Raw genomic sequence first — 26,223 nt, forward strand, 5'->3', positions numbered from 1 at the left:
TTCAGGATCCTGCCAGACGCAACAGCGGCCTGATCGTGGTTGCCAGGGCATCGGCCCGCAACGCGGAAACCGGCCCATGGGCATAGCCATGGGTGAGCACCATAACCGGCAGGCCCGCGTTCCGGGCGGCTTGCACGTCTACATGACTGTCCCCGACATAGACCGCCCGGTTCGGTGTTCCGCCGGCCAGAAACAAGGCTGCCAGGACAGGGAGTGGATCGGGCTTCTTTACCGACAGATCATCGCCGGATACGACCGCATCGAACAAACCGTCCCAGCCCAGCCGCGTCAGGATTGCGTCGGTCGCGCGGCCTGGCTTGTTGGTGCACAAGGCGATGGGGTTGCCCGCCCGGTGCAGCGCGCCCAAAAGATGGGGGACGCCGGGATAGGGTTTGGTCATCATCGCCGGACCGGTGTGGTAATATTCCAGAAAACGGGCAAGGACTTCTTCAGCCGGTGGCATAGCAAGTCCCGCCGCCGCAAAGGCGCGTTCCAGCAGTTTAGGCGCGCCGCCGCCGACCATTTTCATCACTTTGCCGATTGGCTGCGGGGTACCGCCATATTCTACAAGAAGGCGGTTCGCGGCATCGGCAATATCCGGCGCGCTGTCTATCAAGGTTCCATCCAGGTCGAAGACGAAGGCGGTGCGGATTGCGGACCGACGTGATTGGTTGGGCGTACGCCGAACGGATCTGATATTTGCTCGCACTGCGGGTATTTCTCCTGTCCCTACACCTTGCGCGATTCCGGTGTTTGCCTGATAATTGGAAACTTGGATATTGCGGCGATGGTGACGGATTTCACTCTGTTGCGGGGGGCGACTCTCGCGGTGGTGCCGGGCCCGGACGGGAGGGCTCGAACCAAGGCGCATTGGTACAACAGCCTGCTGGCTGGGGAAACCCACCGTCTTGGCTTGAGAGGGCCGAAAAGGGGGGATTCGTGGCGGATGAAAATGAACTGGCGGCGCTGCTCGCGCGATTTCGGTCGGATTTGGCAGCAATTTGCGGCGATGACCTGGCCGATAGCCTGCTGAAGGCCGGGCAATCCGGCGGCGTACCCAATCTGGACATGCAGCTTGCCATCAATGACGGCCTGGAAATGATGGATGAAGCCCAGCGTTCGGAGATACTTCGGTTGCTCGACGACTTCCTCAGCCAAGCCAAGTCATTGCGAAAATAGGACCGATCCGCCGAAACCTTTCGAAACAATCCGCAAATACGCGTAACAAAGAGTGACTTGGCGCTGTTTTGCGCGTGTGGCATTAGTGAACAACAATTTCTTCCAAAGCGAACCAGGCAGTTTTCCAGGTATGAATTCCCCGTCCTGCGCCACCGTCGTTCTTTCCGCCGGGCTTGGCACCCGCATGCGGTCCGCGAAACCGAAAGCAATGCATGAAGTCGGCGGCTTGCCGATGGTGAACCATGTCCTGCGGGCGGTGGCGCCGCTGTCGCCGGAACGGACGGTGGTTGTGGTCGGCCCAGACATGCCGGACCTGGAGCGCGCCGTCGCACCCGCGCAAACGGCGATACAGCACGACCGGCAGGGAACGGCGGATGCGGTCAAGGCGGCCCGCGCCGCGCTGGACGGCTATGCCGGCCACAACGCGACCGTCTTTGTGGTCTATGGCGATAGTCCTTTCCTGAAAGCCGAGACGCTGCAGCGCATGCTGGATGCGCGCGACGAGGGCGCGGCGGTGGTCGTGCTGGGTTTCCGGGCGCAGGACCCGACGGGCTATGGACGCTTGATCCAGGATGCCGGGGGCGATCTGACGGCGATTGTCGAGGAACGCGAAGCGACGCCGGATGAAAAAGCGATCACCTTTTGCAATTCCGGCGTCATGGCGATCGAGGCCGCACGGCTGTTCACCTGGATCGACCGGGTCGGCAACGATAATGCCAAGGGCGAATACTATCTGACCGATCTGGTTGCGATTTGCCGTGAGGATGGTGGGCGGTGCGCTGCGATCGAAGCGCCGGAAGCGGAATTGCAGGGCGTCGACAGCAAGAGTGACCTTGCCGCGGCGGAAGACCAGTATCAGCAAAGCTGCCGGCGGGCGGCACTGGATGCCGGTGTCACGCTACGCGACCCGTCGACGGTTTGGTTTTCTTTCGATACACGGATCGCGCCGGGCGCCGAGATTGGCCGGAATGTGGTTTTCGCGCCGGGCGTGACCGTCGAGGAAGGCGCCGTCATCAAGGATTTTTGTCATCTTGAAGGGGCCATCGTGCGCCAGGGGGCGGAGGTCGGTCCCTTTGCGCGCCTGCGCCCCGGAACCGAGATCGGCGGCGGCGCGCGCATCGGTAATTTCGTCGAGGTGAAGAACGCCGTGTTCGGCGAAGGCGCGAAAGCCAACCACCTGTCCTATATCGGCGATGCCAGCGTGGGGGCGAAGGCCAATATCGGCGCCGGGACGATCACCTGTAACTACGATGGCTATCTGAAATCCCGCACCGAGATCGGCGCGGGCGCCTTCATCGGTTCCAATTCGTCATTGGTCGCGCCCGTCAGCATCGGTGACGGCGCGATTGTCGGCGCCGGCAGCACGGTGACGCATGACGTGGACCAAGACGCGATTGCCGTCGCCCGCGGTCAGCAAGTGGCCAAGGATGGCGCGGCGGTGAAATTCCGGGAGGGGCGGGCGGCCCAAAAAGCGAAACAAAAGGCCGAAAAATAGGCTGAACGGTGGGCCGGAGATGGGCCCGGTTTATTACGACAGTTAACGGAACGAAGGAGACCGTCCCAACCATGTGCGGCATTGTCGGTATTCTCGGAAAACGAGATGCAGCCCCCTTATTGCTGGACGGTCTGAAGCGGTTGGAATACCGCGGATATGACTCGGCCGGAATCGCGACCCTAGTGAACGGGTCCATCGACCGCCGGCGCGCGGAAGGAAAACTGGCCAATCTGGCGGCGGTCCTGGAAGGCAGCCCATTGGCGGGGACGGTCGGCATCGGCCATACGCGCTGGGCAACCCATGGCGTGCCGTCGGAAAACAACGCCCATCCGCATATCTCGGACAATGTCGCGCTGGTCCATAACGGCATCATCGAGAACTTCCTGGAATTGAAGGATGAGCTTGGCGAGCGCGCTTCCGCGATCACCAGCGAAACCGATACCGAAGTCGTCGCCCACGTCATCAACATGTATCTGGACGAGGGGTTGAGCCCGAAGGAAGCGGTCGCAAAGACCCTGCCCCGGCTGGAAGGGGCTTTTTCCTTCGTGATGATATTCCGCGGCCATCACGACCTGATGGTCGGCGCACGGCGCGGCAGCCCGCTGGCCATCGGTTATGGCGAGGGGGAAATGTATTTCGGCTCCGACGCCCTGGCCCTGGCGCCGCTGACACGGCGGATCTGCTATCTGGAAGACGGCGATTGGGCTGCCGTCGGTCCCGACGGCGCGGAGGTCTTCAACGAAGCCGGTGAGGCCGTCGATCGGCCGATCGTCGAAACGGCGGTGTCCGGCGCCATCATCGGTAAGGGCAATTTCCCCCATTTCATGCTCAAGGAAATTTATGAGCAGCCGACCGTGATCGGCGACACGCTGGCGACGGTTCTGAACCCGGCTAGTCAGACGGTCACGCTACCGCCGCTGCCGATTGATTTCGCGACCGTGCCGCGCATTACCATTTCCGCCTGCGGTACGGCATCCTATGCCGGCTATGTCGCCAAATACTGGCTTGAAGGATTGGCGCGCATTCCGGTTGAGGTCGATATCGCCTCAGAATTCCGCTATCGCGGCGCGCCCCTGCCGGAAGGCGGGTTGGCGATATTCGTCAGCCAATCGGGGGAGACGGCGGATACGCTGGAAGCGCTGCGCTTCTGCAAGCGGGAAGGCCAGCATATCCTCTCCATCGTCAATGTGCCGGAAAGCACCATCGCGCGTGAATCCGATGCGGTGATCCTGACCAAGGCGGGGCCGGAAATCGGTGTTGCCTCGACCAAGGCCTTCACAACGCAACTGACGGTTTTCGCCTCCATCGCCATCGCGGCGGCCAGGGCGCGCGGAACCATCGACCACAAGCGCGAAGCGGAATTGGCCAGCGCCTTGTCCGAAGTGCCTGGCCGAGCGGCGGAGGTATTGAAGCACGACGAACATATCGCGGAAATCGCCCAAACAATCGCCAAGGCGCGGGACGTCTTCTATATGGGCCGTGGGTCCAGCTTCCCGATCGCCATGGAAGGCGCCCTGAAGCTGAAGGAGATTTCCTATATCCACGCGGAAGGCTATGCGGCGGGAGAGATGAAGCACGGCCCGATCGCACTGATCGAGGACGAGGTGCCGATCATCATGATCGCGCCCAGCGACGCCCTGTTCGAAAAGACCGCCAGCAATGTGCAGGAAATGATCTCGCGCGGCGGCAAGGTGATTTTCCTGTCCGACGCCAAGGGCATCGCCCGGATGAAGAAGCAGGCGGTACCCTTCGCCTGTATCGAACTTCCTGCCGTCGACCCGGTCGTGGCCCCCATTCTCTATTCCATACCGGTCCAGCTTCTCGCCTATCACACGGCGGTCATTAAAGGCACCGACGTGGACCAGCCGAGGAATTTGGCGAAGAGCGTGACGGTGGAATAGGGCCGTACGGGTCCTACGTCCCCGCGGACACGGCGCCGCTATGAAGGGCCAGTCCGTCAACGACGGCGGTAAAGATCGGTGTGTCGACCACGGATGCTTCCGGGACGGTCTTGGATATGGCGGATTGGACCAACCGCATCAGGCTGGCCCCGCCAACCGGAACGACATGGGAAACGGCGTCCCTTTCGACCTGGGCGTTGGCGAGGGTGTCGTCTAGCGTCTCGGCAAGCGTTTCCGTAAACGGAAGAAAGACAGCGTCGATTTCGGTCGGGGCCATCGGCGTCGACAGGCCGGATTCCAGAAGCCCCAACTCGATATGGGTGCTGGGATTCGTGCCGTTCGAAGCGATCTTCGATTGCTCGGCGAGGAAGGCGATTTCGTGCCCCAGCTGCCAGTCGATGGCGCGATGCAACCGCTGAAATATGGCGGGTTCCACCGCGTCCTGAACAAGGCCTTTCGCCAGGGATAGATTTTTTTGCGTATAGAGAAGATGGATCTTTTCCCAGGTTGCGAGGTCCTGAAAAATTGCGTTGGGCGCCGCGATCGTTTCCCCGTTCATCCCATGCCGTATCAGGTGCCCGTGGCCGATGCAGGGCATGATGAATTGCAGGTTCATGGCCCGGTCGAAATCCGTGCCGCCCAACCGCACGCCGTGGGATGCGGCCACTTCTATCCCGTGCCCGGTTTTTTTGAAGACGGTGAAGTCCGACGTGCCGCCCCCGATATCGACAACAATGCCAAGATCGCCCGGCTTGATTTGGTCGATGACGGACAGGGCCGCGGCCTCCGGCTCGGGCAGGAAGACGACCTCGTCGAAACCCGCCATGTTGTAGCATCGTTCGAGATCGGTCGCCGCGCGTTCATTGATCTCGGCATCTTTGCTGTCGAATAGAACAGGGCGTCCGGCGACGACCTTGTCGAAATGGCGCCCCGATTGTTTCTCCGACCGATCCTTGATGATTTTCAGGAAGGCGGAGACGATGTCATAGAAGTCCAGTTTCCGGTCCAGGATCGTGCGGCGCTCAGCCATCAGGGACGTGCCCAGTACACGTTTCAGCGACCGCATGTAACGGCCTTCCAGCCTGTCGATCAGCGCTGCGTTGGCGACCGAACCGATCGCCATTGATGCATCATTGAGGGAAAAGAACACCGCGGTGGGTACCGTGTCGCTGTTCTCCTCGAGTTGGATGCGCTTTATCGCGCCATCCTCGGCATAGGCCGCGGCCGAGTTGGACGTGCCGAAATCTACTGCTAGCCAGTCGCCCATAAAATTGCTTCTCTCATGTGTAATAGTTTTCGTGGGTTGGCGGGCGGGTGCCGGGGCAAATTGCCCAGCTCGTTTTGAATGGTCGCCTACGGACCAAAATGGGGCCGAGGGCGCAAGCAGAATCTGCATGTTGACCAGGGAGGTTATTGTGCCTGCATTGCCGATTATCGATCTGGAAGGGTTTCCGTTAGACGCGGCCAAGCGGGACGGGATCGCCGGGGCGTTGGACAGGGCTTTCCGGGAATACGGGTTTTGCGTGGTCACCGGGCATGCCGTGCCGGTAGATGTGCGGAAGCAGGCATTCGCCGCCTCGCGGGCCTTTCATGCGCTGCCGGATGATGAGAAACGCGCCATCGCGGTCAATGAATTTCACCGCGGTTATATCGCCCCGAAGACCAGCAAGATCGTGACCTCTTCCGTGGACAAGGTCACGAAGCCGAACCTGTCCGAAAGCTTCATGATGATGCATCCGGTCGATGCCGGCGATCCACGGTTCGGGACCCCGTTGCAGGGGCCGAACCAATGGCCGATGACGCTGCAGGATTTCCGGTCCGCGGTGGAAAATTATTACAAGGCGTTGGACACGGCGGCGCGGCATTTGACGCAACTGCTCGCCCGGGCTTTGGGCCAGCCCGACGATTCCTTCGACCGGTTCTTCGAACATCCGACCGTCTATCTGCGCCTGTTGCACTATCCGCCCATCCCGCAAGGGGCCGAAGCGGATCTCTACGGGTCCGCCCCGCATACGGATTATGGTTTCATGACCCTGTTGGCGCAGGACGATATCGGCGGGCTGCAGGTGAGGGCCACAGAAAGCCAGGGTGGTGGATGGATCGACGTGCCCTATGTGCCCGACAGTTTCGTGGTCAATGTCGCGGACCTGTTGTCCCATTGGTCGGGCGGGCGCTGGCCCTCGACGCCTCATCGCGTGTTGAACAATCGCAGCGGCAAGGATCGGTATTCCATCCCCTTCTTTTTCGACATGTCGATGGAAACGGTGGTCGAGCCACTACACGCCTATGCGCCGGGTGTGAAACCTATCGCCGGCCCGAAAGACAAACCGGGGCCTGTTTGCTACGGCGACTATGTGATGGAACGGTTTAACCGGAACTATTCCTATCGCGGCGGGGCCGGCGACCGCGAAGAATTGGCCGGTCAGTAGAAATCCAGCACCGGGCCGAAATCGCCGATGGGTTGGGTGTGGCTGACCATAGTGCCGTCGGCATGCAGGTGATGGAGCAGGAAGGCTGGCGGTTCCATGCGGGACGCCGATTTGTCCGTCGGGTTCAGTCGCAACAGGATTTGCGACACTGTGCTGGGGCTGCTCATCGCGATGGTGCCGCCGAAGGCCACGGTCATGTGGCGGTGTATATGTCCGAACAGCACCCGAAGCACCTGAGGATGCCGCGCGATGATTTCCCCGATCTCCACACCGGAAAAATTGCGGTAGGAATCCACATCCGCGATCCCCGTGTGGACGGGGTGGAAATGCATCAGGACCATGGTGGGTCGGTCCGGCTCAGCCGTCAGGGTCTTGTCCAGCCAGTCCAAGCCTTCATCCGGCAAGGCGCCGTGATGTTCTCCCGGCACGGTACAATCGACATGGACGACATGCAGGCCATCGATGACGCGCGCATAATGCAGCGGGCCGGATTCCGGAAGGTAGCCGTCCCGAAGAAACGCGGCGCGGAACGCCTCCCGTTCGTCATGGTTTCCGGGTAGGACGAAACAGGGTGCGTTGAGGGCGCCCAGGATTTCGCGGGCCTGGGCATATTCCTCGGGCCTTCCATGCTCGGTCAGGTCGCCGGTGCAGACCACGACATCGACCGCCGGGGAGACGGCGTTGATTGCATCGACGGCGGCACGGCCCATATCCGCGGACGGGATCAAGCCCTGATACAGGGTGCCCGGCGCGGTGATGTGCATGTCGGACAATTGAGCAATAATCATGGAAATCCTCGCTGGGGGCGTGGTCAGCCCACTTCCTCGATCCGAAGCATGTCTTCTTCCGCTTCGGCCTCGGTCAGCCAGTCCTTGAAGTCGGGATCGGCGAACAGTGTGTCGATATAGGCTTTCGCGGTTTCGTCCAGGGCAATGGCATAGGTTCGCAACCGGGTTGCGACTGGCGCGAACATCGCATCGGCGATGCTGAATTCCCCGAACAGCCAGGGCCCTGCGTCGGCATGTGTCGCACGGCACCCGGCCCAGATCTCGAGGATGCGGGCGATATCCGCCTCAAGCGCCGGGTTGGAGGGAACCTTGCGGCCGGTCGCGCGGATATTCATCGGCAGGGCGGCACGCAGCGCCATGAAGCCGGAATGCATTTCCGCGCTGATCGAGCGCGCATGGGCGCGGTCGGCCGCATCCCTTGGCCATAGCGCCGGGACCTGTTCCGCCGCCCATTCGCAAATGGCGAGTGAATCCCAAACCGTTTGCCCGCCGGTAACCAATGCCGGCACCTTGCCTGCCGGTGTGTGTTCCAGAATCCGTTTCTTGGTGTCCGGCTTGTCGAGGAAGACTTTCACCTCGTCGAAGGCAATGCCGGCCTTGCGCAGGGCAAGCCAGGGCCGCAGCGACCAGGAGGAATAATTCTTGTTGCCGATGACAAGGGTAGGGGTGCTCACGATAAATTCCTCATTTTGATACGTCGAAGGGACGGTTCGTCTAAGGCGTTGGGGCCTCGTCCAGAGCGTAATATTCCGTCACGCCCGATCGGCCGCGCAGTTCGATGGCATGCAGATTTTCCTCGGGCAAGGAGATCCCGGCAAGATCCGCGGTCGTTTTGGCGATTACAAGCGGCTTGCCGTGTTCCTTGCAGAGGGACTCAAGCCGGGCAGCGGAATTCACACTGTCGCCGATGGCGGTCAGCGTTTGCGCCGATGGCGGCCCCATCGCACCGACGATGGCTTCCCCATCGTTGATGCCGATCCCAATCTGCAGCGGGAACGGTAATTCGCTCTCAAGCGAGGCGTTCAAGGCTTCTATCCGGCTCAGCATGGCGGCTGCGCCGGCCAGGGCGTCCCGTGCGCCGTCTTCCGGCTTGGCGCTTTTAAGCCCATAGATCGCCATCAATCCATCGCCTGTGAATTGGGAATAATGCCCGCGCGTGGCATGCAGGGCCTTTGTCATTTCAGCGAAGAATTGATTCAGAATAAACAGAACGTCATAGGGCAGTTTCGTTTCGCCCAGTTTGGTCGACCCGCGCAGGTCGATGAAGACGATGGTGATCTGCCGTTCCAATCCTTCCAGCCCGCCGGGCTGCCGGCCTTGGTCGGCGGTGGCGCGGGGCGGCAGCAGGGGAACGACCGATAGACTGGCGGTCGGGCGGATCTGACAAGCCAGCCGCAATTCGGGCGGCGCTTCGATCCGGGCAAGCGCGCGGGCTTCGATTCCGCCGGGTTCGGCCAAGGCGTCGCCGCCTTGCAGGATTCTGACCCGGCATGTGGTGCAGCGCCCGCGCCCACCACAGACCGAGGCATGTTGTATGCCCGATGCACGCAGAGTTTCCAGTACCGTCGCGCCTTTTTGGACGTTCAACCGCCGGCCGTCCGGCAGGGTCAGAACCGGCCCTTGCCGGACCCGCGTCAGGACTGACCGGATGCTGCGCAGGGCGAAGGGCACGGCGATCACGGCAAGCGCCGTCCAAATGGAATAGGACGTCAGCTTCCCGACCAGGGTGCCGTTGCCGCCCGTAAGGCCCATGGCGGCATAGGCCTGATGAACGAACTGCGGGTCCGCATCGGCCAAGCGCTGGGCGCCGATACCGGCGGCGATAAAGCCGCTGAGGGCGGCGACCGGAATGGCGACGGCAAGGGCCAGCAGCAAGGGGGCGTAGCGCGCGTAACCGGCCTTCATGCGAAGCCAATAATGAATGCCGACGGATCCGTGAATCCAGGCCGCGATCAACCCGGCGGCCTGCATCCCGCCCTCCGCCGGGGCAACGACCCAGTAATAGGTGACGACCCATTCATAGGTCGGCTTATGGCCGGCCAGAAACTGGCCGACAAAGGTGCCAGCCAGATGCGGGCCAAGCAGGATTGGAATGGCCAAGCCCATGGAAAGCTGCGTCGCTTCCCAATTGCTCATGCGAAGTGATGTCCGCCGGTAAATCGCATAGAGCGCGTTCAAGATATGGACAACGAACGCGGCAAGCAGCAAGGGCCCGCCAACGATATTGCTCCATGGCGCGTTCAGGATCATGCGGCCGCGATCCATCGCTTCCAGGGAAATCAATCCCAGCGAATGGTTCAATAGATGCGTCAGCACGAACGAAGCCAAGATCAGCCCGCTGTAAAGCCGAATGGCGTTCCGCATGCCCGTCCTCCGGTAACTCCCCGATCACGACCCTTTCGTGACCCCAAATCAAACTTACGAGGGGAAACAATATAATGGCGAGAGTCGCTGCAACCGGAAAATCAATTAGGGATTACCGGACGGGCGAGATTTCACGTGGTCGAGGGGATATCAGGCGGGCATTGCCGCAGTTGATCGCTGTTTATGCGCCTGGTTGTCGAAAATGGAGCCATCGGTCTCGACCTTCGGCAGCGGAATACGAACCGGAACCGCGACCTGGCGCGGGGAAAGGGTTGGCGCGCCGGTCAGAATCCGTTCGTTGAATGCATCGATACCTTCCTTGGGCAGCAGCGGCCAGGCATCCACCGCGGCGTAGGAGAACAACAACAGGCGCCGTGCCGTTTCGCTGGTATTGGGTTCCGACCCATGGACCATGCGAACATGGTGGATGGTGATTGATCCGGCTTTGCCCATAAGCGGCACCGCAGTTCCCGCGATGGGCTCGGCTTCCGCGTCGTCGATGGCGCCGCAGAAGATTGCGTTGGAATGATGGTTCAGTGTCGGGCCCTTATGGCTTCCCGGGACGACCTGCAACGGACCGCTCCTGGGTCCGACATCGTCCAGCAGCACACCGACCGCGAGCATGTCGTCATTGGTGTGCGGGTAGAAGGCCCAGTCCTGGTGCCAATCGATCTCCGCCCCGCCGCCGACCGGTTTGATGTTCAGCTTGGCATGGTCGAACCGCACCGCGTCGCCTAGCAATTGCTGCAGGATGGCGATCAGTTTCGGGTGACGCATCGCCTTGTCATAGGCGGCGTGATGGTGCGTGGGGTCCTTGATCCGCCGCAGTTTCGGGTCGGCATGGGCATGGCCGGGTCCGATATCGAAAACGGCATCGCTTTGCGTGAGCGCGCGGCTGGCCTCGACAAAGGTATCTGTGACCGTATTCAACTCGGCGATCTCGCCGGGCGTGAAGATATCGGGGACGACCAGATACCCTTCGGTGCGATAGGACGCGACCTGATCTTCCGTCAGCATTTCCACCCCTGTCCTTGGTTTCCGACAGATTGTACCGCAACCGGCTTTCGAAAGGGAGGGCAAGCTTCTGCCCCTTCTTTTTGATCGGAGGCGAGATGGGGCAGGCCCTAAAACAGGGTGGGGATGGCGTAGACCTTGCACTGGGATGTGCCGTCCAGCTCGAACAAAAAGGCCAAGTCTCGGCCCCGACGATTGCCCGGGTCGCGCAGGTTGAAGCCGAGCGTATTGGCATAGGCCAGGCGCTTTTTCTTACCCCCCTGCAATTCGACTTCCACATAGTACCGGCCGGGCTTTTTGGTGTTGAAGATGCCATGCGCGCAGGCATTGGAAAGGTTGGTGGACAAGCTTTGCGGCAGGGTTGCCTGGTCGACGAAGAATTTCACCGGGCGAGAGCCCCGTTTAAAACGCGGCGGCGTGCTGCCGCCGGGCTGCAGAAGTTGCGGAATTCGGCCCAATGGAATGAACCGGCTGCTGTCAGCCGCAGCCTTCGAGACGGGAAGGACAACGAACGCCGCCATAACGGCAGCGGCAATGGTCGGAATGAAAGATCTCATCGGTCACATTCTTTTGTCAGGCCTGTCTTCAATCGGTGCGCAAGCGGCATGCCAAGCTTCCTTGCTAGAGCGCCGGGGCCGGAAATTCTTGGGCGGCTTGCTCAATGTCGCCGGCCTCCAGCAAATCCAGGATACGAGTGACGTCCTCCTTGGTCTTGGCGCCCATCAGGAAGGGGCCGGCCGGGACAAGCCGCAGGGTCGGCCCAATATGGCATTTGCCCATGCAGTGAACGGTTTCGAATACGAATGGCATGTTTCTTTCCGGCCATTGCCGGGCGATTTCCTGATGGACTTCCTCGGCGCCGCGTGCACCGCAGGACGGCAAGGTGAAGCCGGCACGGAAATTCGTACAGAGACGCAGGGCGCGGAAGCTACGCGCGTTCAGTCCCGGCGTGTCCGTGTCGGTTTCCGCGCCTTCCTCTTTCCCGGTACTTGTATTCGTTCCGTGTTCCATGCCTGGTCAAACTCGCAAATGCGTGACTGAAAGTGAGTATTCTGGCACCGTTTGCGCCATGGGTCATCCTTGCGCCACTGCCGATACGTTACGATATGGGGCGTTAACGATGTGTTTCCAAACCCGACCGGACGAGCCGTTGGCGCCACCGGTCGGCTTGAGGTAATTCTGCCCAACAAGTTTTTCCCGAGGGGGATCGGGCGCTGATGGAGGTTTTATGAGCAAGTTTGACTATGATCTTTTCGTTATCGGTGCGGGTTCAGGCGGGGTTCGCGCCGCGCGCATGTCCGCGGGCATGGGCGCGCGCGTCGCCATCGCCGAAGACCGTTATCTGGGCGGGACCTGCGTGAATGTCGGCTGCGTGCCGAAGAAGCTTTTCGTCTACGCCTCCCACTTCCGGGAAGATTTCCACGATGCCGCCGGCTATGGCTGGACGGTTGGGGACACCGCCTTCGATTGGAAGACCTTGGTCGCCAACAAGGACACGGAAATCAGCCGCCTCAACGGAGTTTACGAACGTCTGCTGCACAATGCCGGGGTTGAATTGTTCAATGCCCGTGCCACCGTCCTGGACCCGAACACGATCCAGGTGGGGAACAAGAAGGTTACCGCGGAGCGGATTTTGGTCGCGACGGGTGGCTGGCCGACCGTGCCCGATTTCCCGGGCAACGAACATGTCATCAGCTCGAACGAGGTGTTCAGCCTGGATACGTTGCCGAAGCGCGCCATCGTGGTCGGCGGCGGCTATATCGCGGTGGAGTTCGCGGGCATCTTCAACGGCCTGGGCGTCGAGACGATCCAGATGTATCGCGGGCCCTTGTTCCTGCGCGGCTTCGACGCGGATGTCCGCTCCTTCCTGCATGAGGAAATGCAGAAGAAAGGCGTTGATGTTCGTTTCAACGCCAATATCGCCGAGGTGGAAAAGACCGATAGCGGCCTATTGGCGCGGCTGGAAGACGGCACGACCGTTGAGACGGACCTGATTCTTTATGCGACCGGACGGCACCCGAACACCGCAAATTTGGGTTTGGAGGATGCAGGTGTTAAACTGGCTAAGAACGGGGCCGTCGTGGTCGACGAAGACTTTCAGACGAATGTGCCGTCGATCTATGCTTTGGGCGACGTCATCCATCGGGTGGCGTTGACACCGGTCGCCATCGCCGAAGGCATGGTGTTCTCGCACAACACTTATAAGGGCGAGAACCGCAAGATGGACTATCGGGATATCCCGACAGCTGTCTTCTCGCAGCCGTCGATCGGGACGGTCGGGCTCAGCGAGACGGAGGCCCGTGACAAATACGGTGAGATCGACATCTACCGGTCCAGCTTCCGGCCGATGAAGCACACGCTTTCCGGCGGGGAAGAACGGACCTTGATCAAGATGATCGTGGACCGGGCCAGCGACCGTGTGGTCGGGTTCCATATGGTCGGGCCGGAGGCCGGTGAAATTACGCAGGGCATCGGCGTCGCCTTCAAGGCGGGTGCCACCAAGGCGGACTTCGACGCGACAATCGGGATACACCCGACATCCGCCGAGGAATTCGTCACGATGCGGGAAGCCGTTCCCGAAGCCCCCGCGCAGGCCGCCGAATAAGGCGACCAAAGGTCCTGTGACGACCAAGGCCCTGTGACAACCAAGGCCCTGTGACAACCAAGGCCCTGTGACAACCAAGGCCCTGGAACGACCAAGGCTTACCGTTTCTGAACGGCGGCCGGATGAGCCGGCCGCCGGTTTTGACGAAGGAGAAATTTAAAAGGAGGGGTATCGACATGACAGCCCAAGCTCAACCGATTAGCAGCGGCAATCCTGCACCGGGTTTTAGGGACCATCCCGATCACAAGGTAACGCGCGAACCGTTCAAGGGGATCGTCGAGGTGCGGCGCAACCAGGTGCCTTTGGCCCGTACAGAGGCCGCGGTCCTGGTGCGCGAAACCGGCCATACGCCGGTGCTGTATCTGCCGCTGATCAATCTCAACATGGATGAGATGGCGCCCTCGGAGCACACGACCTATTGCCCGTTCAAGGGCAATGCCAGCTATTGGTCCATTGCCGGCGGGGCCGGCCCCGGCGACCATGCCGCCCCCGCCGAAAACGCGGTCTGGGCCTATCAATCGCCTTATGAAGACGTGGAATGGCTGGAAGGTTTCGCCGCCTTCTATGCGGACAAGGTGGAAATCCTGGTCAACGGCCTTGTGGTCGACGCGACCGAGCCGGATTGGCCGGAAAAGCTATAGCCCTCCCGGCCGCGCCGGTTTACCAAGCGGCCCCGGCCTAAAGCTGCGCTTTCAGGAAAGCCAGGGTGCGGTCCCATGATAATTCGGCCGCTTCCTTGTCATAGGCGGGGGAAACCTCGTTGAAGAAGGCGTGCTGTTTACCTTCATAACTGTGGATCTCGACCGGTGTGGAAACGCCGGCGAGATCCGCTTTCAGGGCATCCACCGCGGCCGGGGTGCACCAATCATCTTCCGTCGCGAAATGTCCCAGGAAGGGGGCCGACATCTTGGCGGGATCGGCTGCTTCCTTGCCCGGGATGCCGTAATAGCAGACAGCGGCATCGCATTCCGGAATCTTTACGCCGGCGATGATGGTGATAGCGCCCCCCATGCAGAAGCCGAGCACGGCGACCTTGTCGCAATCCTGCTTAAGGCGTTGAACCGCGCCGCGCACATCCTTATAGGCACCGTCCCAATCCAGGCCGGTCATCATGTGATTGGCCTCGTCCGCGTCCTGGGTGACACGGCCTTCATAAAGGTCAGGGGCAAGCGCGGTGTAGCCGGCCGCCGCGAAACGGTCCGCGACGCCCTTGATCTGGTCGTTCAGGCCCCACCATTCCTGGATTACGACGATGCCCGTCTTGGATCCGGGCGCGGTCGCCAGGTATCCTTCCGTCGTGCCGTCTTCTTCGTGCTTCTGGAACGTGATCATTTCACCCATTTGAACCTCCCGTTGAGAGTGACGTGGTGTGTATAGCGTCGTCGCCGCAGTCTAGGGCAGGGGTAGGGCCGAAAGAAACCGCCGCCTGTGCGAAAATCCGTCACAGGTATGAGAGGGGGAGTTCCGTGGTGTTCTTGATTTCTTCCATCGCGAAGCTGGAGGAGACGTCGCTCAAATCGATTTCCGCGATCAGGCGCTTATAGAACCGGTCATAGGCGGCGATATCCGGCACGACCACCTTCATCAGATAATCGACCTCGCCGCTCATGCGGTGAAACTCCTGTACTTCCGGTAAGGTGCGCACCACACGCGCGAATTCGTCCAACCAGTCCGCATCATGGCGGGATGTGCGGATACCGACGAAGACGGTTACGCCGACATTCAGCTTGTCCCGGTCCAGCAGCGCCACGCGGTTGCGGATATAGCCTTGTTCTTCCAGCAGCCTGACCCGCCGCCAGCAGGGCGTCGTCGACAAGCCGACACGGTCGGCCAGTTCCGCGTTGGACAGAGATCCGTCGCGCTGAAGTTCCGCCAAAATCTTCCGATCCGTCTGATCCAATTCCAAACTCCATCCGAAAGAAGAAAAAAGTTATTCTATTAATAGTCAGCATTGTAGGTAGTTATATCATATTTTCGGGGAAATGGCGCGAAGAAAGCAAACACATTCCAGGCGAATGCGCGCAGAGTCATTCTTAGCAAGTGAGGTTGAGACTCACCGCCAGGATTTAAGGAGACTTCGCATGAAAAATCTGCTCACGGATCACCCGAACAGTGTCGGTGAAGGCTATTTTGAGCATATGGGTCAGGCAATGAGTTTCGCGGTGCCGCTTTTCCTGGCCGCTTTCGCCTGTCTCGGGCACGCCTTTCTGCCCTTCCTTTTCGAAAAGACCGGCAGCAAGATCATCACCAACCTGCACGACCGCATGGTCACGAACCGTGTTCGGCACAAGAACCTTCACAAGGTCGCGCCCGCCCCTGCGGAATAGGCGCATCGGTTCCAACGTCAGCGCATGAAGACGCGCCATCCGGCGCCGTTTTCGGCTTGCGCATCCGGCACATGTTCTAGGATTACCCCGTTTTGGACCGTCGTGTGTTCCCAGCCGAATAGTTGCTGCAGTCCGCGATAAACGACGCCATGGGCGACGATCAGGGTAGGGCGCTCATCCGTTGCGAGAATGGACGCGATCCGTTCTGCGCGCCGCTGAAGAAATTCGGCACAGTTGTCCGCGCCTGGGATTTCGATGCGGCCGGCCAGCCAATCGCGATACCATTCACCCGTAACGTCACCCTCGCGCTCCCCAAAACTACTTTCCATGAGTTCTGGATCTTCTACCGGCTCAACGCCGATAGCGGCACCGACAGTCATTGCTGTTTCCGCTGCGCGGCTCAATGGGCTGGTCACGATCCGCTCGATACCGAGCCCCACGGCCGATACCGCCGCGTCGCGGGCCTGCCGCCGGCCGGTCTCATTCAGCGGAATATCCTTCCTTCCTTGCGCCATGCCGCGCAGGTTCCAGTCCGTCTCCCCATGGCGGAGATAGAAGAATTTTCGTTGTGGCAGCATGGGACGCTCCGGGAATCGAGGAAGGGGCGAACCTATATCGCGCCAAATGCCCGATAGGCAAATTGGTGACCGGCTTCTATTCGGCGAAGTCGTAAAGCTTGCGGGGGTTTTCGACCAAGATCTTGTGGATGACTTCCGTGCTGTCGGTCCATTGGCCCAGGCAATCCAACTGGTTGGCATCGTCGGGATAGTTTTCGGCCGTGCGGCCGTTATGCGGCCAATTGGTGGCCCAGATGATCCGGTCGGGCGCGTGTTCGATAAGAGCGCGGGCAAGCACACCGACATCGTCATAGAAGGGCGGGCCGGATATGGACGTTTCATAGAAGGCGGAAACCTTCACATAGCAGTTGCCCTTGTCGACCAGGCGCAGAAGTTCATGGAAGGCCGGGTCGTCTGTCGACACCGGTTCCAGATACTTCGCCGTGTGATCGATGACGTAATCGCCGGCGATCCGATCCAAAATCTTGGCGTGTTCATGCAGGCCTCGTCCGTCGAACTGGGTTATGACATGCCAGCCGAACGGGGCGATCCTGGCAGCCAGATCGAGGGTGCGATCCAGCTTCGAGGCGCCGCCGGGCAGGTCCATGATGCGGGCCCCGCGCACGCCTTGGTCGTGCAAGGCCTGGAGTTCCGAGTCGGTTTCGGTTCCCTGCAGGCAGAGGATGGCGCGCGCATCCTTGCCGAATTCCCGCAAGGCATCCAGCGAGCAGCGGTTGTCGAACTGATAGGCATTGGGCTGGACGATGACGAGTTGGTCCAAACCCAGACGCGCCTGAACCCGGCGATAGTCGTCTGGCGTGCAATCGGCCATTGGCGGCGGACCGCCCGGGGCACCGGGATATTGCCCGTCAAAGAAATGGATATGCGTGTCGACCGTGCCTTTGGGCGCTTTCAGGGCGGGTTTCGGCCCGTCCAGCGGCAATGTGTCGTAGCGTCTGGCCATATCTTGGTTCCCCTCGTTTCCGCCCGGTCTTGTATTTCTCAGCAATCATACATGCGGGGCGACGATTGCTTCCAGCATGCCAAGCTCCTCTTTCGTAAGATCGGTCAGGGGCGGGCGGACCGGACCCGCATGCCGGCCGATCACGGTCAGTCCCGCTTTCACGATCGAGACCGCGTATCCGGCCTTGCGGTCACGGATATCGGAATAGGGATAGAAGAAGTCCTTCAGGATCCGCTCCACCGTGGCGCGGTCGCCGTCGCGGACCGCATTGAAGAAGGTCAGTGCCAGCGTCGGCAGGAAATTGAAAATGGCTGAGGAATAAGTTGTCATGCCGGCCGCGCCATAGGCTTCGGCATAGAGTTCCGCCGTCGGCATGCCGCCGATGTAGACTAGGCGGTCATCCAGCTTGGCGCAGATTTCGCGCACGACCTGAATCTTGCCGGACCCGTCCTTGAAGCCGATCAGGTTCGGACAATCGTCGGCCAGGCGCCGAACCGTGTCGGCCCCGATGATGGAATTGTCCCGGTTATAGATGATGACACCGATGCCGATGGCGTCGCAGACGGCCTTCACATGCCGGTACAGACCTTCCTGCGTTGCCTGGATCAGATAATGGGGCAGCAGCAGGATTGCGTCCGCGCCGTTTTTCTCCGCCGCGACGGCCAGATCGATGGCCATTTGTGTACCGTAGCCGCACCCGCAGACGAGCGGCATGTCACCGGCGACTTGCTTGGCCGTCTTCAAAACGTCGATCACTTCGCCGGGCGTCAGGGAAAAGAACTCCCCCGTACCGCCGGCAACGAACAAACCGGCGGCGTCGTATTGGCACAGCCATTCAACATGGGCGGCATAGGCGTCCGGCATGAAGCGGTGATCGTCATCGAAATGCGTGACGGGAAACGACAGAAGGCCCGAACCCAGTTTGTTTTTGATTTCATCGAGCGTCATGCGGAATCTCCCCTTCCTGCCTGTGGTGCCCTCGCAAGCGGCGGGGCGTTTCAAGAACGGGTTTAGCGCATAAAAAAGTTGTCAGACAAGTCTAATTATTTGTCTGACTATTTAGCAGGCTCAATTGCCGGTATCGGTCCAGGCTTCCCTTCAGGTGCACACGCATGGCCTCACGGGCCCCTTCCACGTCACGGGCGCTGATGGCGCGAAGAATTGCTTCGTGCTCGGCCAGAAGGTTCCGTTCCATCGTCAGGGCCGCTTCGGGTTCGGTGTTCAGCAGATGCAGTTGGGCCCGTGGAATGGTCCTGCGGCCCAGATACTGCAGAAATTCGACGAATTGCTTGTTATTGGTCGCCTCCGCGATGGCCATATGAAACTGATAGTCGGCGTCTTGCGCCGTTTGATGCTCGTCCAAAGAGGTGCCAAGTTCGCGGAACCGTTCCAAGATGCGGGCTTCCTGGGCCGGGGAACATCGCGCCGCGGCAAGGCCGGCCGCTTCGATTTCCATGGCGGCGCGGAGTTCCAGTGTTTCGATAACAGAAGAGATTGTTTGCGCCTGGCCGGACCAGATCTGCTGGGCGGTCGGCGGCTTGTACCCCAATACATAGGCGCCGGAACCCTGTTTCGCCTCGATCAGGCGGTCCGCGCGCAGCGTCGCGATGGCTTCGCGCACAACCGTACGGCTAACGCCATGTTCCTGGCTCAGTTGCTGTTCCGTCGGCAGTTTGTCCCCTTCGGTGAGCTCCCCTGAGTCGATTTTGGCCCGCAGGCTCTCAGCAAGTTTTTGGGCTAGACTCTGCCTGGGCTTAAGGTCGCGCATAGGGGTCACAGGTTGCTCCACGCTGACGACGGATGCTCCGCCGGGTCCCGGTCATCTGGCCCGGTGTGTTCCGTGATTTCAATCGGCAATCAGATGGCTTTCGGTCAAATTAGCCGGTTGACAATTAAATTCATCATACAAATAGTAATGTATAAGAACAATAAGCTAAGAAGCCCTAAAAAAGGGCGCGGTATCAGGGTCAATAAAATCCATGGAGAGGAAACGACTATGTTCGACAAGAGTGCTGGGCAACTGATTAAAGCCCTGGTCGTCGCCGGTGTGGCGATAGGGGTGGCCGGCGCCGCCGATGCGAAGGAATGGCGCGCGTGGAATATCCATGTTGAAGGCTATCCGAATACAGTGGCGATGGATAAGTTCGCCGAACTGGTCAAGGACAAGACCGGCGGCTCGCTGGAAATCACGAATTATCATGGTGGAGTTCTGGGCAACCAGCCGGATGCGATCGAACAGGTCCGCATCGGGGCGCTGGAAGTCGGCAACTTCAACCTCGGTCCGATGGGGACGGTCATTCCGGAAACCAATGTCGTTTCCCTGCCGTTCATCTTCAAGGATCTTCCGCATATGCATCGGGTCCTCGGCAGTGAAGCCGGCGAGGTGATCAAGCAAGGGATGATGGAAAAGGGACTGGTGCCGCTTGCCTGGTACGATTCTGGCGCGCGTTCCTTCTATAATTCCAAAAAGCCGATCACGCAGCCGTCCGATGTTTCCGGTATGAAGATCCGCGTCATGAACAATGAATTGTTCACCGGCATGGTCGGCGCGCTCGGCGGCGATGGGTCGCCGATGGCGTTCTCCGAAGTCTATCAGGCGCTCAAGACCGGTGTCGTCGATGGGGCGGAAAACAACTGGCCGTCCTTCGAGTCCACGGGCCATTTCGAAGTAGCCGGTTATTACTCGCTGACGCAGCATCTGATCATTCCGGAATGCGTCTGCATCAGTAAGACCGCATGGGACACGCTGTCGGATGCCGAGAAAAAGGCAGTCGAGGAAGCCGCCGTCGAATCCGCGACGCTGCAGCAGGAGCTTTGGGCCAAGCGTTCCGAGCAAAGCAAGCAGAAGGTTATCGACTCCGGCGTTAACTATAATGAAATCGCCGACAAGGCTGCGTTCCAGGACGCAATGAAGCCGGTCTATGCGAAATATATTGAAGCCAATCCCGCTCAAGCCGACCTCATCGCGAAGATGCAAGCGGTCGAATAAGCCTACTGTTTTCGAACTTGCCGGTCCGGTTCGCGCCGGGCCGGCAAGTGCGTTTTCCGGGCCATGCGCCAGGCGCGGATTCAGGCAAAGCGCCCGGCAAATTACCCAATGAGAGTTTCTGTATATGATGGTGGCGGCGACGTGATCGCGGCAACCGTTTCAAGGGAAGAGTGGCATGGCTGATAAGGACGATGGTGGCGGTGCTGCTGGGGCAGCCGGGGATGATGGTGGCGAACAGGGAACGGTCGCTCGCCTGTCCCGCGCCGTGACGCTGGTAAATGATTTTCTTGCGACGGTCTGCATGAATCTGGCGGGGATCGGGCTCGTCATCCTCACCGTCATTTTCGGCTGGTTGGTCTTCGGCCGTTATGTGCTGAACTCAACCCCAACCTGGGTTGAGCAGATTTCCCTGCTGCTTGTGGTGTTCATCGCGTTTCTGGGCGCGTCCGCCGGGATCCAGGAAAAAACGCACCTGAATGTCGATGTCATGACAATGCGCATGCCGCGCAGGATAAAGGCCTTCCTTCATGCGGTCGTTTATCTGACCCTTGCCGGCTTTGGCATCTTTCTCGCCGTCTACGGATTCAAGCTGGTTCAGTTCAAATGGGGGTCCTTGATCCCGTTAATCGGCTGGTCGGAAGGCATTCGCGTTTTGCCGCTGTTCTTCGGCGGCGTATTGATCACCCTGTTTTCGCTTGGCCATTTGCTGGCCATGTCGCGGTCGGGCTGGGACAAAATCACGGGCATCGAGCCTGATGAGTTGGGGGACTGACCGATGGGATTGGCTCTGCTTCTTGGCCTGTTTGCGCTTGGCGTTTTGATCGGGTTGCCTGTCGCCTTTTGCCTTGGCGTCGCGGCGGTGATTACCGTCGCCTATGAAGGCCTGCCGCTCGTCATCGCGGTTCAGCGCCTGGTGTCGGGCATTTCGATGTTCTCTCTTCTGGCGATTCCATTTTTCATCTTTGCCGGTGAATTGATGTTCCATGGTGGGATTGCCGGGCATCTTGTGCGTTTCGCATCCTCCCTGGTCGGTCGGGTGCGTGGTGGGCTGGGTGTCGTCAACGTCTTCTCATCCATGCTGTTCGGGGGTATCTCCGGCTCCGCTGTCGCGGATGTCTCGGCATTGGGGTCTATCCTAATTCCCGTCATGAAGGAAAAAGGATATAGCGATGACTACGCGGTCAATGTGACGGTCACGTCATCGATCGCCGGCATCATGATTCCGCCCAGCCATAATATGATCCTCTTCGCGGTCGCCGCGGGCGGGGGGATATCCATCTCCAAGCTCTTCCTGGCCGGTGTCGTGCCGGGGGTGATCATGTGCGTTTGCCTGGCGCTGGCGGCCTATGTGGTCGCTGTCCGTCGGGGTTATAAGAGCGAACCGTTCCCCGGCATGCGGAACCTGTTCATTCATGCGGTCGTCGCGCTGCCCGGGTTGTTCACCGCCGTGATCATCGTCGGCGGTGTATTGTCGGGCATCTTCACAGTGACCGAATCCGGGGCTTTCGGGGCAATCTATGCGGCCGTTGTCACGTTGATCGGGTACCGGACGCTGACCTATGAGAAGTTCAAGACCGCGGTGATCCGTTCCGTGCGCACAACGGCCATGGTGATGATCCTGGTCGCTTGCGCCTCGCTCTACGCGTATATGCTGACCTTCTATAGAGTGCCGTCGCAGATGATCGATTTCATGATGGGGATATCGGAAAACCCGATCGCCATCCTTCTGATGATCAACCTGATGCTGATCGTGCTGGGCATGATCATGGACATGGCGGCGCTGATTCTGATCTGCACACCGATCTTCCTGCCGGTGGTCATGGCGATCGGCATGGACCCAATTCAATTCGGCATGGTCCTGATGATGAATCTGGGGCTTGGCTTATGCACCCCGCCGGTCGGGGCCTGCCTTTTCGTCGGCTGCGCGATCGGTAAGGTTCGGATGGAAAAGACGGTGAAGACGATCTGGCCTTTTTATGCCGCGATCCTGGCCGCCCTTTTGTTGACGACTTTTGTGCCCGCGGTCTCGCTGACCCTGCCGAATCTTTGGCAATAGAGCTGGCTGATTTTCCCCCGCTGTTGTTTCCGGGCGGGGCTTATTAAAGAGTGAAAGGGGGATATCCCGATGAGCAAGATTTTGATTACCGGCGCGGGCGGGGGCCTCGGCACTTCGCTGCGTAAAAGCGTTGCGTCCTGGGCGGATAGTGTCCGGTTGAGCGACGTAACCGAAATCACGGACTGTGCCCCGAACGAGGAATTCGTCGCTTGCCCGCTGGGCGACAAGGACGCGGTCCAAGCGCTGGTGGATGGGGTCGACGGAATCGTTCACTTGGGCGGTATGAGCATCGAGGACACGTTCGAGACGATCTTGGATTCGAACCTGCGTGGCACCTACCATATTTTCGAAGCCGCGCGGAAGGCCGGGAAGCCGCGGGTTATGTTCGCCAGTTCCAATCATGCGATCGGCTTTCACACACGCGATACCGAGTTGAACGGTGACTCCCCGTTCCGTCCGGACAGCCTCTACGGCCTAAGCAAATGCTATGGTGAGCTGTTGGCGCGGTATTATTACGACAAGTTTGGGGTGGAGAGCGTCAGTGTCCGCATCGGGTCATGTTTTCCGGAGCCGGTTGACCGTCGCATGCTGGCGACCTGGCTCAGCCCGACTGATTTCGACAGCATGATTCAGGCGATCTTCTCCGCCCCACGGACGGGTGCGGCGATGATCTATGGCGTTTCCGATAATTTGGAGACCTGGTGGAACAACGACCATGCCCGGTTCCTGGGCTGGAAACCGCGGGACAGTTCCGACCGGTTCCGGGAAAAGGTCTATGCCAAGCCTTATGACCTGAAGCCGGATGATCTGGCGGTTGTGCATCAGGGTGGCGGCTTTGCCGCGGCGGGGCATTTCGAAGACTGACGAAACACCCTGCCAGCGGCATGCCTGGAGGTGCGGATTAAAAAGGCGGACTAAAGGACGCTTTCGAACCCTTCGAAATTTGGGTGACCCAGATAGACGTCGCTGTGGTCGCCTGCGTTCTTATGGGCCAGGCGGAAGGCTTCCGACTTGGTCCATGCCTCGAAATCCGCCCGTGAATTCCAGACCGTGTGGGAGGAATAAAGGGTATGATCCTCCCCCTCTGGTCCACGCAGCAGGGTGAAGGACTTGAAGCCCGGAACGTCGTCCAGATGGGTGTCGCGCTCCCGCCAGATACGCTCGAAGTCTTCTTCCTTGCCGGGACGGATCTTGAATCTGTTCATAGCGATAAACATGGGTGTTCCTTTTACAATACGTCGCGGAACCGTCCCAAACGCTATAGCGGATTCAGATCCTGTTTGGCCATATGGGGAAACTCAATGCGCGGTCGCAAGACCCGCATTTTCAAGCAAGCTCGCCGCCGCCCATTTGTGGAAACTGTGCGACGGGCCATCCATCGCCGGCGAAAAGGCGCCGCCCGCGAAACCGGGGGAACTGCGGCCTCGTTGCAACCCTTCCACGGCCCACAGATCTTCTTGGAAGACTTTGTACCAGAAGCGGTGCACTTCCTCGCGCACCGGGGTGTAGTCGGTTCCGGCGACCTGTTTGCCCGGATAATAGATTTCCATCCGCTCCACCGTCCGGCTTGGCGAGACCGGGTCGAACCATAGGACCCAAACATGGTCGATATGCACGCCGATCGTCGCGTTGGGGAATAGGGATATGTATTCGGAAACCGTTTGCCGGTCGGCGGAGATGCGGGGGAAGTGCGGCAAGGCCGGCGCGTTGTTGGGGCGCATGGCGTTGTAGGCCAGGCTGCCCTGGCCCGCGTAATACCCTTCCGGCCCGACAATGGGGTAGTGGTCTTCCAGGCGTGAAACCGCGTTCAATTCCGGGTGCACCATCGGCAGGTGATAGCCGTCGCAATGGTTTTCAACGCCGAACTTCCAGTTCGCCCCCAGTTCCATGGTCCAGGACGAGTGCGTTCCGCCATGGGCCAGCAAGCCGAAATCATAATCGTGCCAGCGTTCATTCAGCGGCGCGATGAAGTCTTCGAAGGGCTGTGCGTCACCCGACAGATTGACGAAGACCATGTCCATCCAGACCGCGCTTCGGATCGGCTTCAACCCATGCTTCGCTTTTTCGAAACCCGGACAGGTGTTCACACCGGGGCCACCGATGCCGGGCGTCTGATTCAAGTCGCCGTCCAGTGTGAACGACCAAGCATGGTAGGGGCAACGGATCAGGCGTGAGACGTTCTTCTTCTCGTTCACCAGTTCCAATCCGCGATGGCTGCAGACATTATGGAAGACGCCGATTTCGCCTGCCTTGTTGCGCACCATCAGCAGCGGCAGTCCCATAAAGGTGACGGGTTTCAAGTCGCCCGGGTTCGGCACGTCGATGCCGGCCCCGATGACGGCCCAGCTGCGGCCGAACAGTTGGTCGCGCTCCATCGCGAAATAGCGGTCGGAGGTGAACAGTTCGTTCGGCAATCCCTTGGCGAACTCGATCGGCTGGCCGACGGCTTCCAGGGCAGGTTGAAGACCCTCGATCATGGCGTTGAATTCAGATGACATGACGGCAGCCTCCTTCCCGATATCCGCGTCCAAACAGTCGCTCATTCTGGGAGAGCTTCTTTCCTGCATCAATTGCCTAAATTCTTATCTTTGAATAAGCTGGGCTTATGAGTATTCGAATAGGAAATCTGCCTCCGCTTAGTGCTTTCATAGCATTGGAGGCCGTCGTTCGGCGGATGAGCTTCACGCTTGCATCACGGGAGCTTAAGGTAACACAGGCTGCGGTGAGTCAGCAGGTGCGGGCGCTGGAAGACTATCTGCGCGCGGAATTGATCGTCCGGGAAAGGCCGAGAATTCGGCCGACCGAGGAAGCCTTGGTGATTGCGAACGCGGTTCGGGCGGGGATCGACGGTATTGAAGCGGCAGTCAATTCCGTCCGCCACCGGCCGGAGCCGAACCGGATATCGGTGGCCTCCACCACGGCGTTCTCTTCCTATTGGCTGATGCCCCGGTTGACCCGGTTTTTCGGGGAGTATCCGGAATTGGAAGTGAACCTGTTGAGCAAGGATCTGGATATTCGCGATTCCATGTCGGGTTTCGATATCGGCATCGTCTATACCAACCAATCACGGCCGGGCTTCCAGGCGACCCGCCTGTTCGGGGAAGAGGTGGTCGCCGTTTGCAGCGGGCCATACAAAGCGGCCCATCCCGAGATGCAGACCGCCGTCGATCTGCTTGGCGTCCACCTTTTGCATTTCGACAGTGAAGAGCCGGAAACCGATTGGCCCGGCTGGTTCACCGCATTGGGGATCGATACGCGGACGCTGACCCCGGGTGGCGTGCGGTCGGCGCTGGAGCGGGGCGCGCATTTCGACAGCTACATTTTGGCGACCCAGGCGGCAGTCGAAGGGCAGGGCGTGGTGCTGGGCTGGCGACGGTTGATCGAATCCATGTTGCGACGTGGCGATCTTGTCCGTGCAGTACCGGAAGCGGTGGTGCCGGCCAACGGCTATGACGTCATCCTGCCCAGCCGCCTAACCGATGATCCGGCGGTAAAATCCTTTCGCACCTGGTTGGCGCGCGAAGCGGCGGAAGATTGGTAGCGGGCATTCTTAGC

General features: G+C 60.0%; 28 protein-coding genes. 12 read left to right on the plus strand and 16 right to left on the minus strand.

The features are described from left to right. Nucleotide 1: 1 nt before the first annotated feature. A complete protein-coding gene (gene gph, locus EOI86_RS03680; protein ID WP_161973674.1) occupies nt 2-709 on the minus strand; it encodes a phosphoglycolate phosphatase in 708 nt (235 codons plus the stop codon). Between the two features lie 230 nt (nt 710-939). Here gph and EOI86_RS03685 point away from each other — a divergent pair, with 230 nt between their 5' ends. The 3 genes from EOI86_RS03685 (at nt 940) to glmS (ending at nt 4,575) form a co-directional block, all read left to right on the plus strand. Continuing rightward, complete coding sequence (locus tag EOI86_RS03685) at nt 940-1,179, plus strand: hypothetical protein (RefSeq protein WP_127763769.1); 240 nt, start codon at nt 940-942, stop codon at nt 1,177-1,179. A 130-nt stretch (nt 1,180-1,309) separates the two neighbouring features. Continuing rightward, entirely contained in the window at nt 1,310-2,674 is a 1,365-nt protein-coding gene (gene glmU, locus EOI86_RS03690) for a bifunctional UDP-N-acetylglucosamine diphosphorylase/glucosamine-1-phosphate N-acetyltransferase GlmU (protein ID WP_127763770.1), read from the plus strand. A 71-nt stretch (nt 2,675-2,745) separates the two neighbouring features. After that, complete coding sequence (glmS, locus tag EOI86_RS03695) at nt 2,746-4,575, plus strand: glutamine--fructose-6-phosphate transaminase (isomerizing) (protein WP_127763771.1); 1,830 nt, start codon at nt 2,746-2,748, stop codon at nt 4,573-4,575. Between the two features lie 13 nt (nt 4,576-4,588). Here glmS and EOI86_RS03700 read toward each other — a convergent pair whose 3' ends face one another. After that, a complete protein-coding gene (locus tag EOI86_RS03700) occupies nt 4,589-5,842 on the minus strand; it encodes an Hsp70 family protein (RefSeq protein WP_161973675.1) in 1,254 nt (417 codons plus the stop codon). A 148-nt stretch (nt 5,843-5,990) separates the two neighbouring features. Here EOI86_RS03700 and EOI86_RS03705 point away from each other — a divergent pair, with 148 nt between their 5' ends. Beyond that, nucleotides 5,991-7,004: an isopenicillin N synthase family dioxygenase gene (locus EOI86_RS03705; RefSeq protein ID WP_205032046.1), complete on the plus strand. Its 1,014-nt coding sequence runs from the start codon at nt 5,991-5,993 to the stop codon at nt 7,002-7,004. Here the strand turns inward: EOI86_RS03705 and EOI86_RS03710 are convergent. The 6 genes from EOI86_RS03710 to EOI86_RS03735 all read right to left on the minus strand — a co-directional run bounded on the left by EOI86_RS03710 (nt 6,998) and on the right by EOI86_RS03735 (nt 12,181). Then, nucleotides 6,998-7,792, minus strand: coding sequence for a phosphodiesterase (locus EOI86_RS03710; protein WP_127763774.1), 795 nt, complete (start codon nt 7,790-7,792; stop codon nt 6,998-7,000). The genes EOI86_RS03705 and EOI86_RS03710 overlap by 7 nt on opposite strands. A gap of 23 nt (nt 7,793-7,815) precedes the next feature. Next, on the minus strand, nt 7,816-8,466 hold the full coding sequence (locus EOI86_RS03715) for a glutathione S-transferase family protein (protein ID WP_161973676.1): 651 nt from the start codon (nt 8,464-8,466) through the stop codon (nt 7,816-7,818). Nucleotides 8,467-8,506: 40 nt separating this feature from the next. Beyond that, nucleotides 8,507-10,156, minus strand: coding sequence for an adenylate/guanylate cyclase domain-containing protein (locus EOI86_RS03720; protein ID WP_127763776.1), 1,650 nt, complete (start codon nt 10,154-10,156; stop codon nt 8,507-8,509). A gap of 150 nt (nt 10,157-10,306) precedes the next feature. Beyond that, the gene (locus tag EOI86_RS03725; RefSeq protein ID WP_127763777.1) at nt 10,307-11,173 is read right to left on the minus strand and encodes a phytanoyl-CoA dioxygenase family protein; all 867 of its coding nucleotides are present in this window, start codon (nt 11,171-11,173) and stop codon (nt 10,307-10,309) included. Between the two features lie 107 nt (nt 11,174-11,280). Further along, nucleotides 11,281-11,727, minus strand: a complete 447-nt coding sequence (locus tag EOI86_RS03730; protein ID WP_127763778.1) for a hypothetical protein — start codon at nt 11,725-11,727, stop codon at nt 11,281-11,283. Nucleotides 11,728-11,791: 64 nt separating this feature from the next. Then, nucleotides 11,792-12,181 carry a (2Fe-2S) ferredoxin domain-containing protein gene (locus EOI86_RS03735; protein ID WP_127763779.1) on the minus strand — a complete coding sequence of 130 codons (390 nt, stop codon included), beginning with the start codon at nt 12,179-12,181 and terminating at the stop codon, nt 11,792-11,794. A 217-nt stretch (nt 12,182-12,398) separates the two neighbouring features. Between EOI86_RS03735 and gor the strand changes: the two genes are divergently transcribed. Both gor and EOI86_RS03745 read left to right on the plus strand, forming a co-directional pair. After that, entirely contained in the window at nt 12,399-13,775 is a 1,377-nt protein-coding gene (gene gor, locus EOI86_RS03740) for a glutathione-disulfide reductase (protein ID WP_127763780.1), read from the plus strand. A 176-nt stretch (nt 13,776-13,951) separates the two neighbouring features. Continuing rightward, nucleotides 13,952-14,416, plus strand: coding sequence for a DUF427 domain-containing protein (locus EOI86_RS03745; protein ID WP_161973677.1), 465 nt, complete (start codon nt 13,952-13,954; stop codon nt 14,414-14,416). A 37-nt stretch (nt 14,417-14,453) separates the two neighbouring features. On the opposite strand, the gene EOI86_RS03750 is transcribed toward EOI86_RS03745, so the two are convergent. Further along, a complete protein-coding gene (locus EOI86_RS03750; protein WP_127763782.1) occupies nt 14,454-15,116 on the minus strand; it encodes a dienelactone hydrolase family protein in 663 nt (220 codons plus the stop codon). A gap of 100 nt (nt 15,117-15,216) precedes the next feature. After that, nucleotides 15,217-15,675, minus strand: a complete 459-nt coding sequence (locus EOI86_RS03755) for an Lrp/AsnC family transcriptional regulator (protein ID WP_127763783.1) — start codon at nt 15,673-15,675, stop codon at nt 15,217-15,219. Nucleotides 15,676-15,856: 181 nt separating this feature from the next. Between EOI86_RS03755 and EOI86_RS03760 the strand changes: the two genes are divergently transcribed. Next, the gene (locus tag EOI86_RS03760; protein ID WP_127763784.1) at nt 15,857-16,102 is read left to right on the plus strand and encodes a DUF6356 family protein; all 246 of its coding nucleotides are present in this window, start codon (nt 15,857-15,859) and stop codon (nt 16,100-16,102) included. A 17-nt stretch (nt 16,103-16,119) separates the two neighbouring features. On the opposite strand, the gene EOI86_RS03765 is transcribed toward EOI86_RS03760, so the two are convergent. The 4 genes from EOI86_RS03765 to EOI86_RS03780 all read right to left on the minus strand — a co-directional run bounded on the left by EOI86_RS03765 (nt 16,120) and on the right by EOI86_RS03780 (nt 19,391). Further along, the gene (locus EOI86_RS03765) at nt 16,120-16,680 is read right to left on the minus strand and encodes a histidine phosphatase family protein (RefSeq protein ID WP_161973678.1); all 561 of its coding nucleotides are present in this window, start codon (nt 16,678-16,680) and stop codon (nt 16,120-16,122) included. A gap of 76 nt (nt 16,681-16,756) precedes the next feature. Beyond that, nucleotides 16,757-17,623: an amidohydrolase family protein gene (locus EOI86_RS03770; protein WP_127763786.1), complete on the minus strand. Its 867-nt coding sequence runs from the start codon at nt 17,621-17,623 to the stop codon at nt 16,757-16,759. A gap of 45 nt (nt 17,624-17,668) precedes the next feature. Further along, the gene (gene kdgD / locus EOI86_RS03775) at nt 17,669-18,571 is read right to left on the minus strand and encodes a 5-dehydro-4-deoxyglucarate dehydratase (RefSeq protein WP_127763787.1); all 903 of its coding nucleotides are present in this window, start codon (nt 18,569-18,571) and stop codon (nt 17,669-17,671) included. A 91-nt stretch (nt 18,572-18,662) separates the two neighbouring features. Further along, nucleotides 18,663-19,391: a FadR/GntR family transcriptional regulator gene (locus tag EOI86_RS03780; protein ID WP_127765110.1), complete on the minus strand. Its 729-nt coding sequence runs from the start codon at nt 19,389-19,391 to the stop codon at nt 18,663-18,665. A 228-nt stretch (nt 19,392-19,619) separates the two neighbouring features. On the opposite strand from EOI86_RS03780, the gene EOI86_RS03785 reads away from it, so the two are divergent. The 4 genes from EOI86_RS03785 to EOI86_RS03800 all read left to right on the plus strand — a co-directional run bounded on the left by EOI86_RS03785 (nt 19,620) and on the right by EOI86_RS03800 (nt 23,532). Beyond that, entirely contained in the window at nt 19,620-20,612 is a 993-nt protein-coding gene (locus tag EOI86_RS03785) for a TRAP transporter substrate-binding protein (RefSeq protein ID WP_127763788.1), read from the plus strand. Nucleotides 20,613-20,787: 175 nt separating this feature from the next. Then, nucleotides 20,788-21,384 (plus strand): TRAP transporter small permease, encoded by a 597-nt coding sequence (locus EOI86_RS03790; RefSeq protein ID WP_127763789.1) that lies wholly within the window; start codon nt 20,788-20,790, stop codon nt 21,382-21,384. A 3-nt stretch (nt 21,385-21,387) separates the two neighbouring features. Continuing rightward, nucleotides 21,388-22,668, plus strand: a complete 1,281-nt coding sequence (locus EOI86_RS03795; RefSeq protein ID WP_127763790.1) for a TRAP transporter large permease — start codon at nt 21,388-21,390, stop codon at nt 22,666-22,668. A gap of 69 nt (nt 22,669-22,737) precedes the next feature. Further along, nucleotides 22,738-23,532 carry an NAD-dependent epimerase/dehydratase family protein gene (locus EOI86_RS03800; protein ID WP_127763791.1) on the plus strand — a complete coding sequence of 265 codons (795 nt, stop codon included), beginning with the start codon at nt 22,738-22,740 and terminating at the stop codon, nt 23,530-23,532. Nucleotides 23,533-23,582: 50 nt separating this feature from the next. Here EOI86_RS03800 and hmuQ read toward each other — a convergent pair whose 3' ends face one another. Together hmuQ and EOI86_RS03810 are read right to left on the minus strand one after the other, a co-directional pair. Next, nucleotides 23,583-23,885 carry a heme-degrading protein HmuQ gene (gene hmuQ, locus EOI86_RS03805; protein WP_127763792.1) on the minus strand — a complete coding sequence of 101 codons (303 nt, stop codon included), beginning with the start codon at nt 23,883-23,885 and terminating at the stop codon, nt 23,583-23,585. 81 nt (nt 23,886-23,966) lie between these two features. Beyond that, complete coding sequence (locus EOI86_RS03810) at nt 23,967-25,211, minus strand: aromatic ring-hydroxylating oxygenase subunit alpha (RefSeq protein ID WP_205032049.1); 1,245 nt, start codon at nt 25,209-25,211, stop codon at nt 23,967-23,969. Between the two features lie 62 nt (nt 25,212-25,273). On the opposite strand from EOI86_RS03810, the gene EOI86_RS03815 reads away from it, so the two are divergent. After that, entirely contained in the window at nt 25,274-26,209 is a 936-nt protein-coding gene (locus EOI86_RS03815) for a LysR substrate-binding domain-containing protein (protein ID WP_127763793.1), read from the plus strand. Nucleotides 26,210-26,223 lie beyond the last annotated feature (14 nt).

Source organism: Hwanghaeella grinnelliae, from assembly GCF_004005845.1.
Taxonomy (GTDB): Bacteria; Pseudomonadota; Alphaproteobacteria; order UBA8366; family Aestuariispiraceae; genus Hwanghaeella; species Hwanghaeella grinnelliae.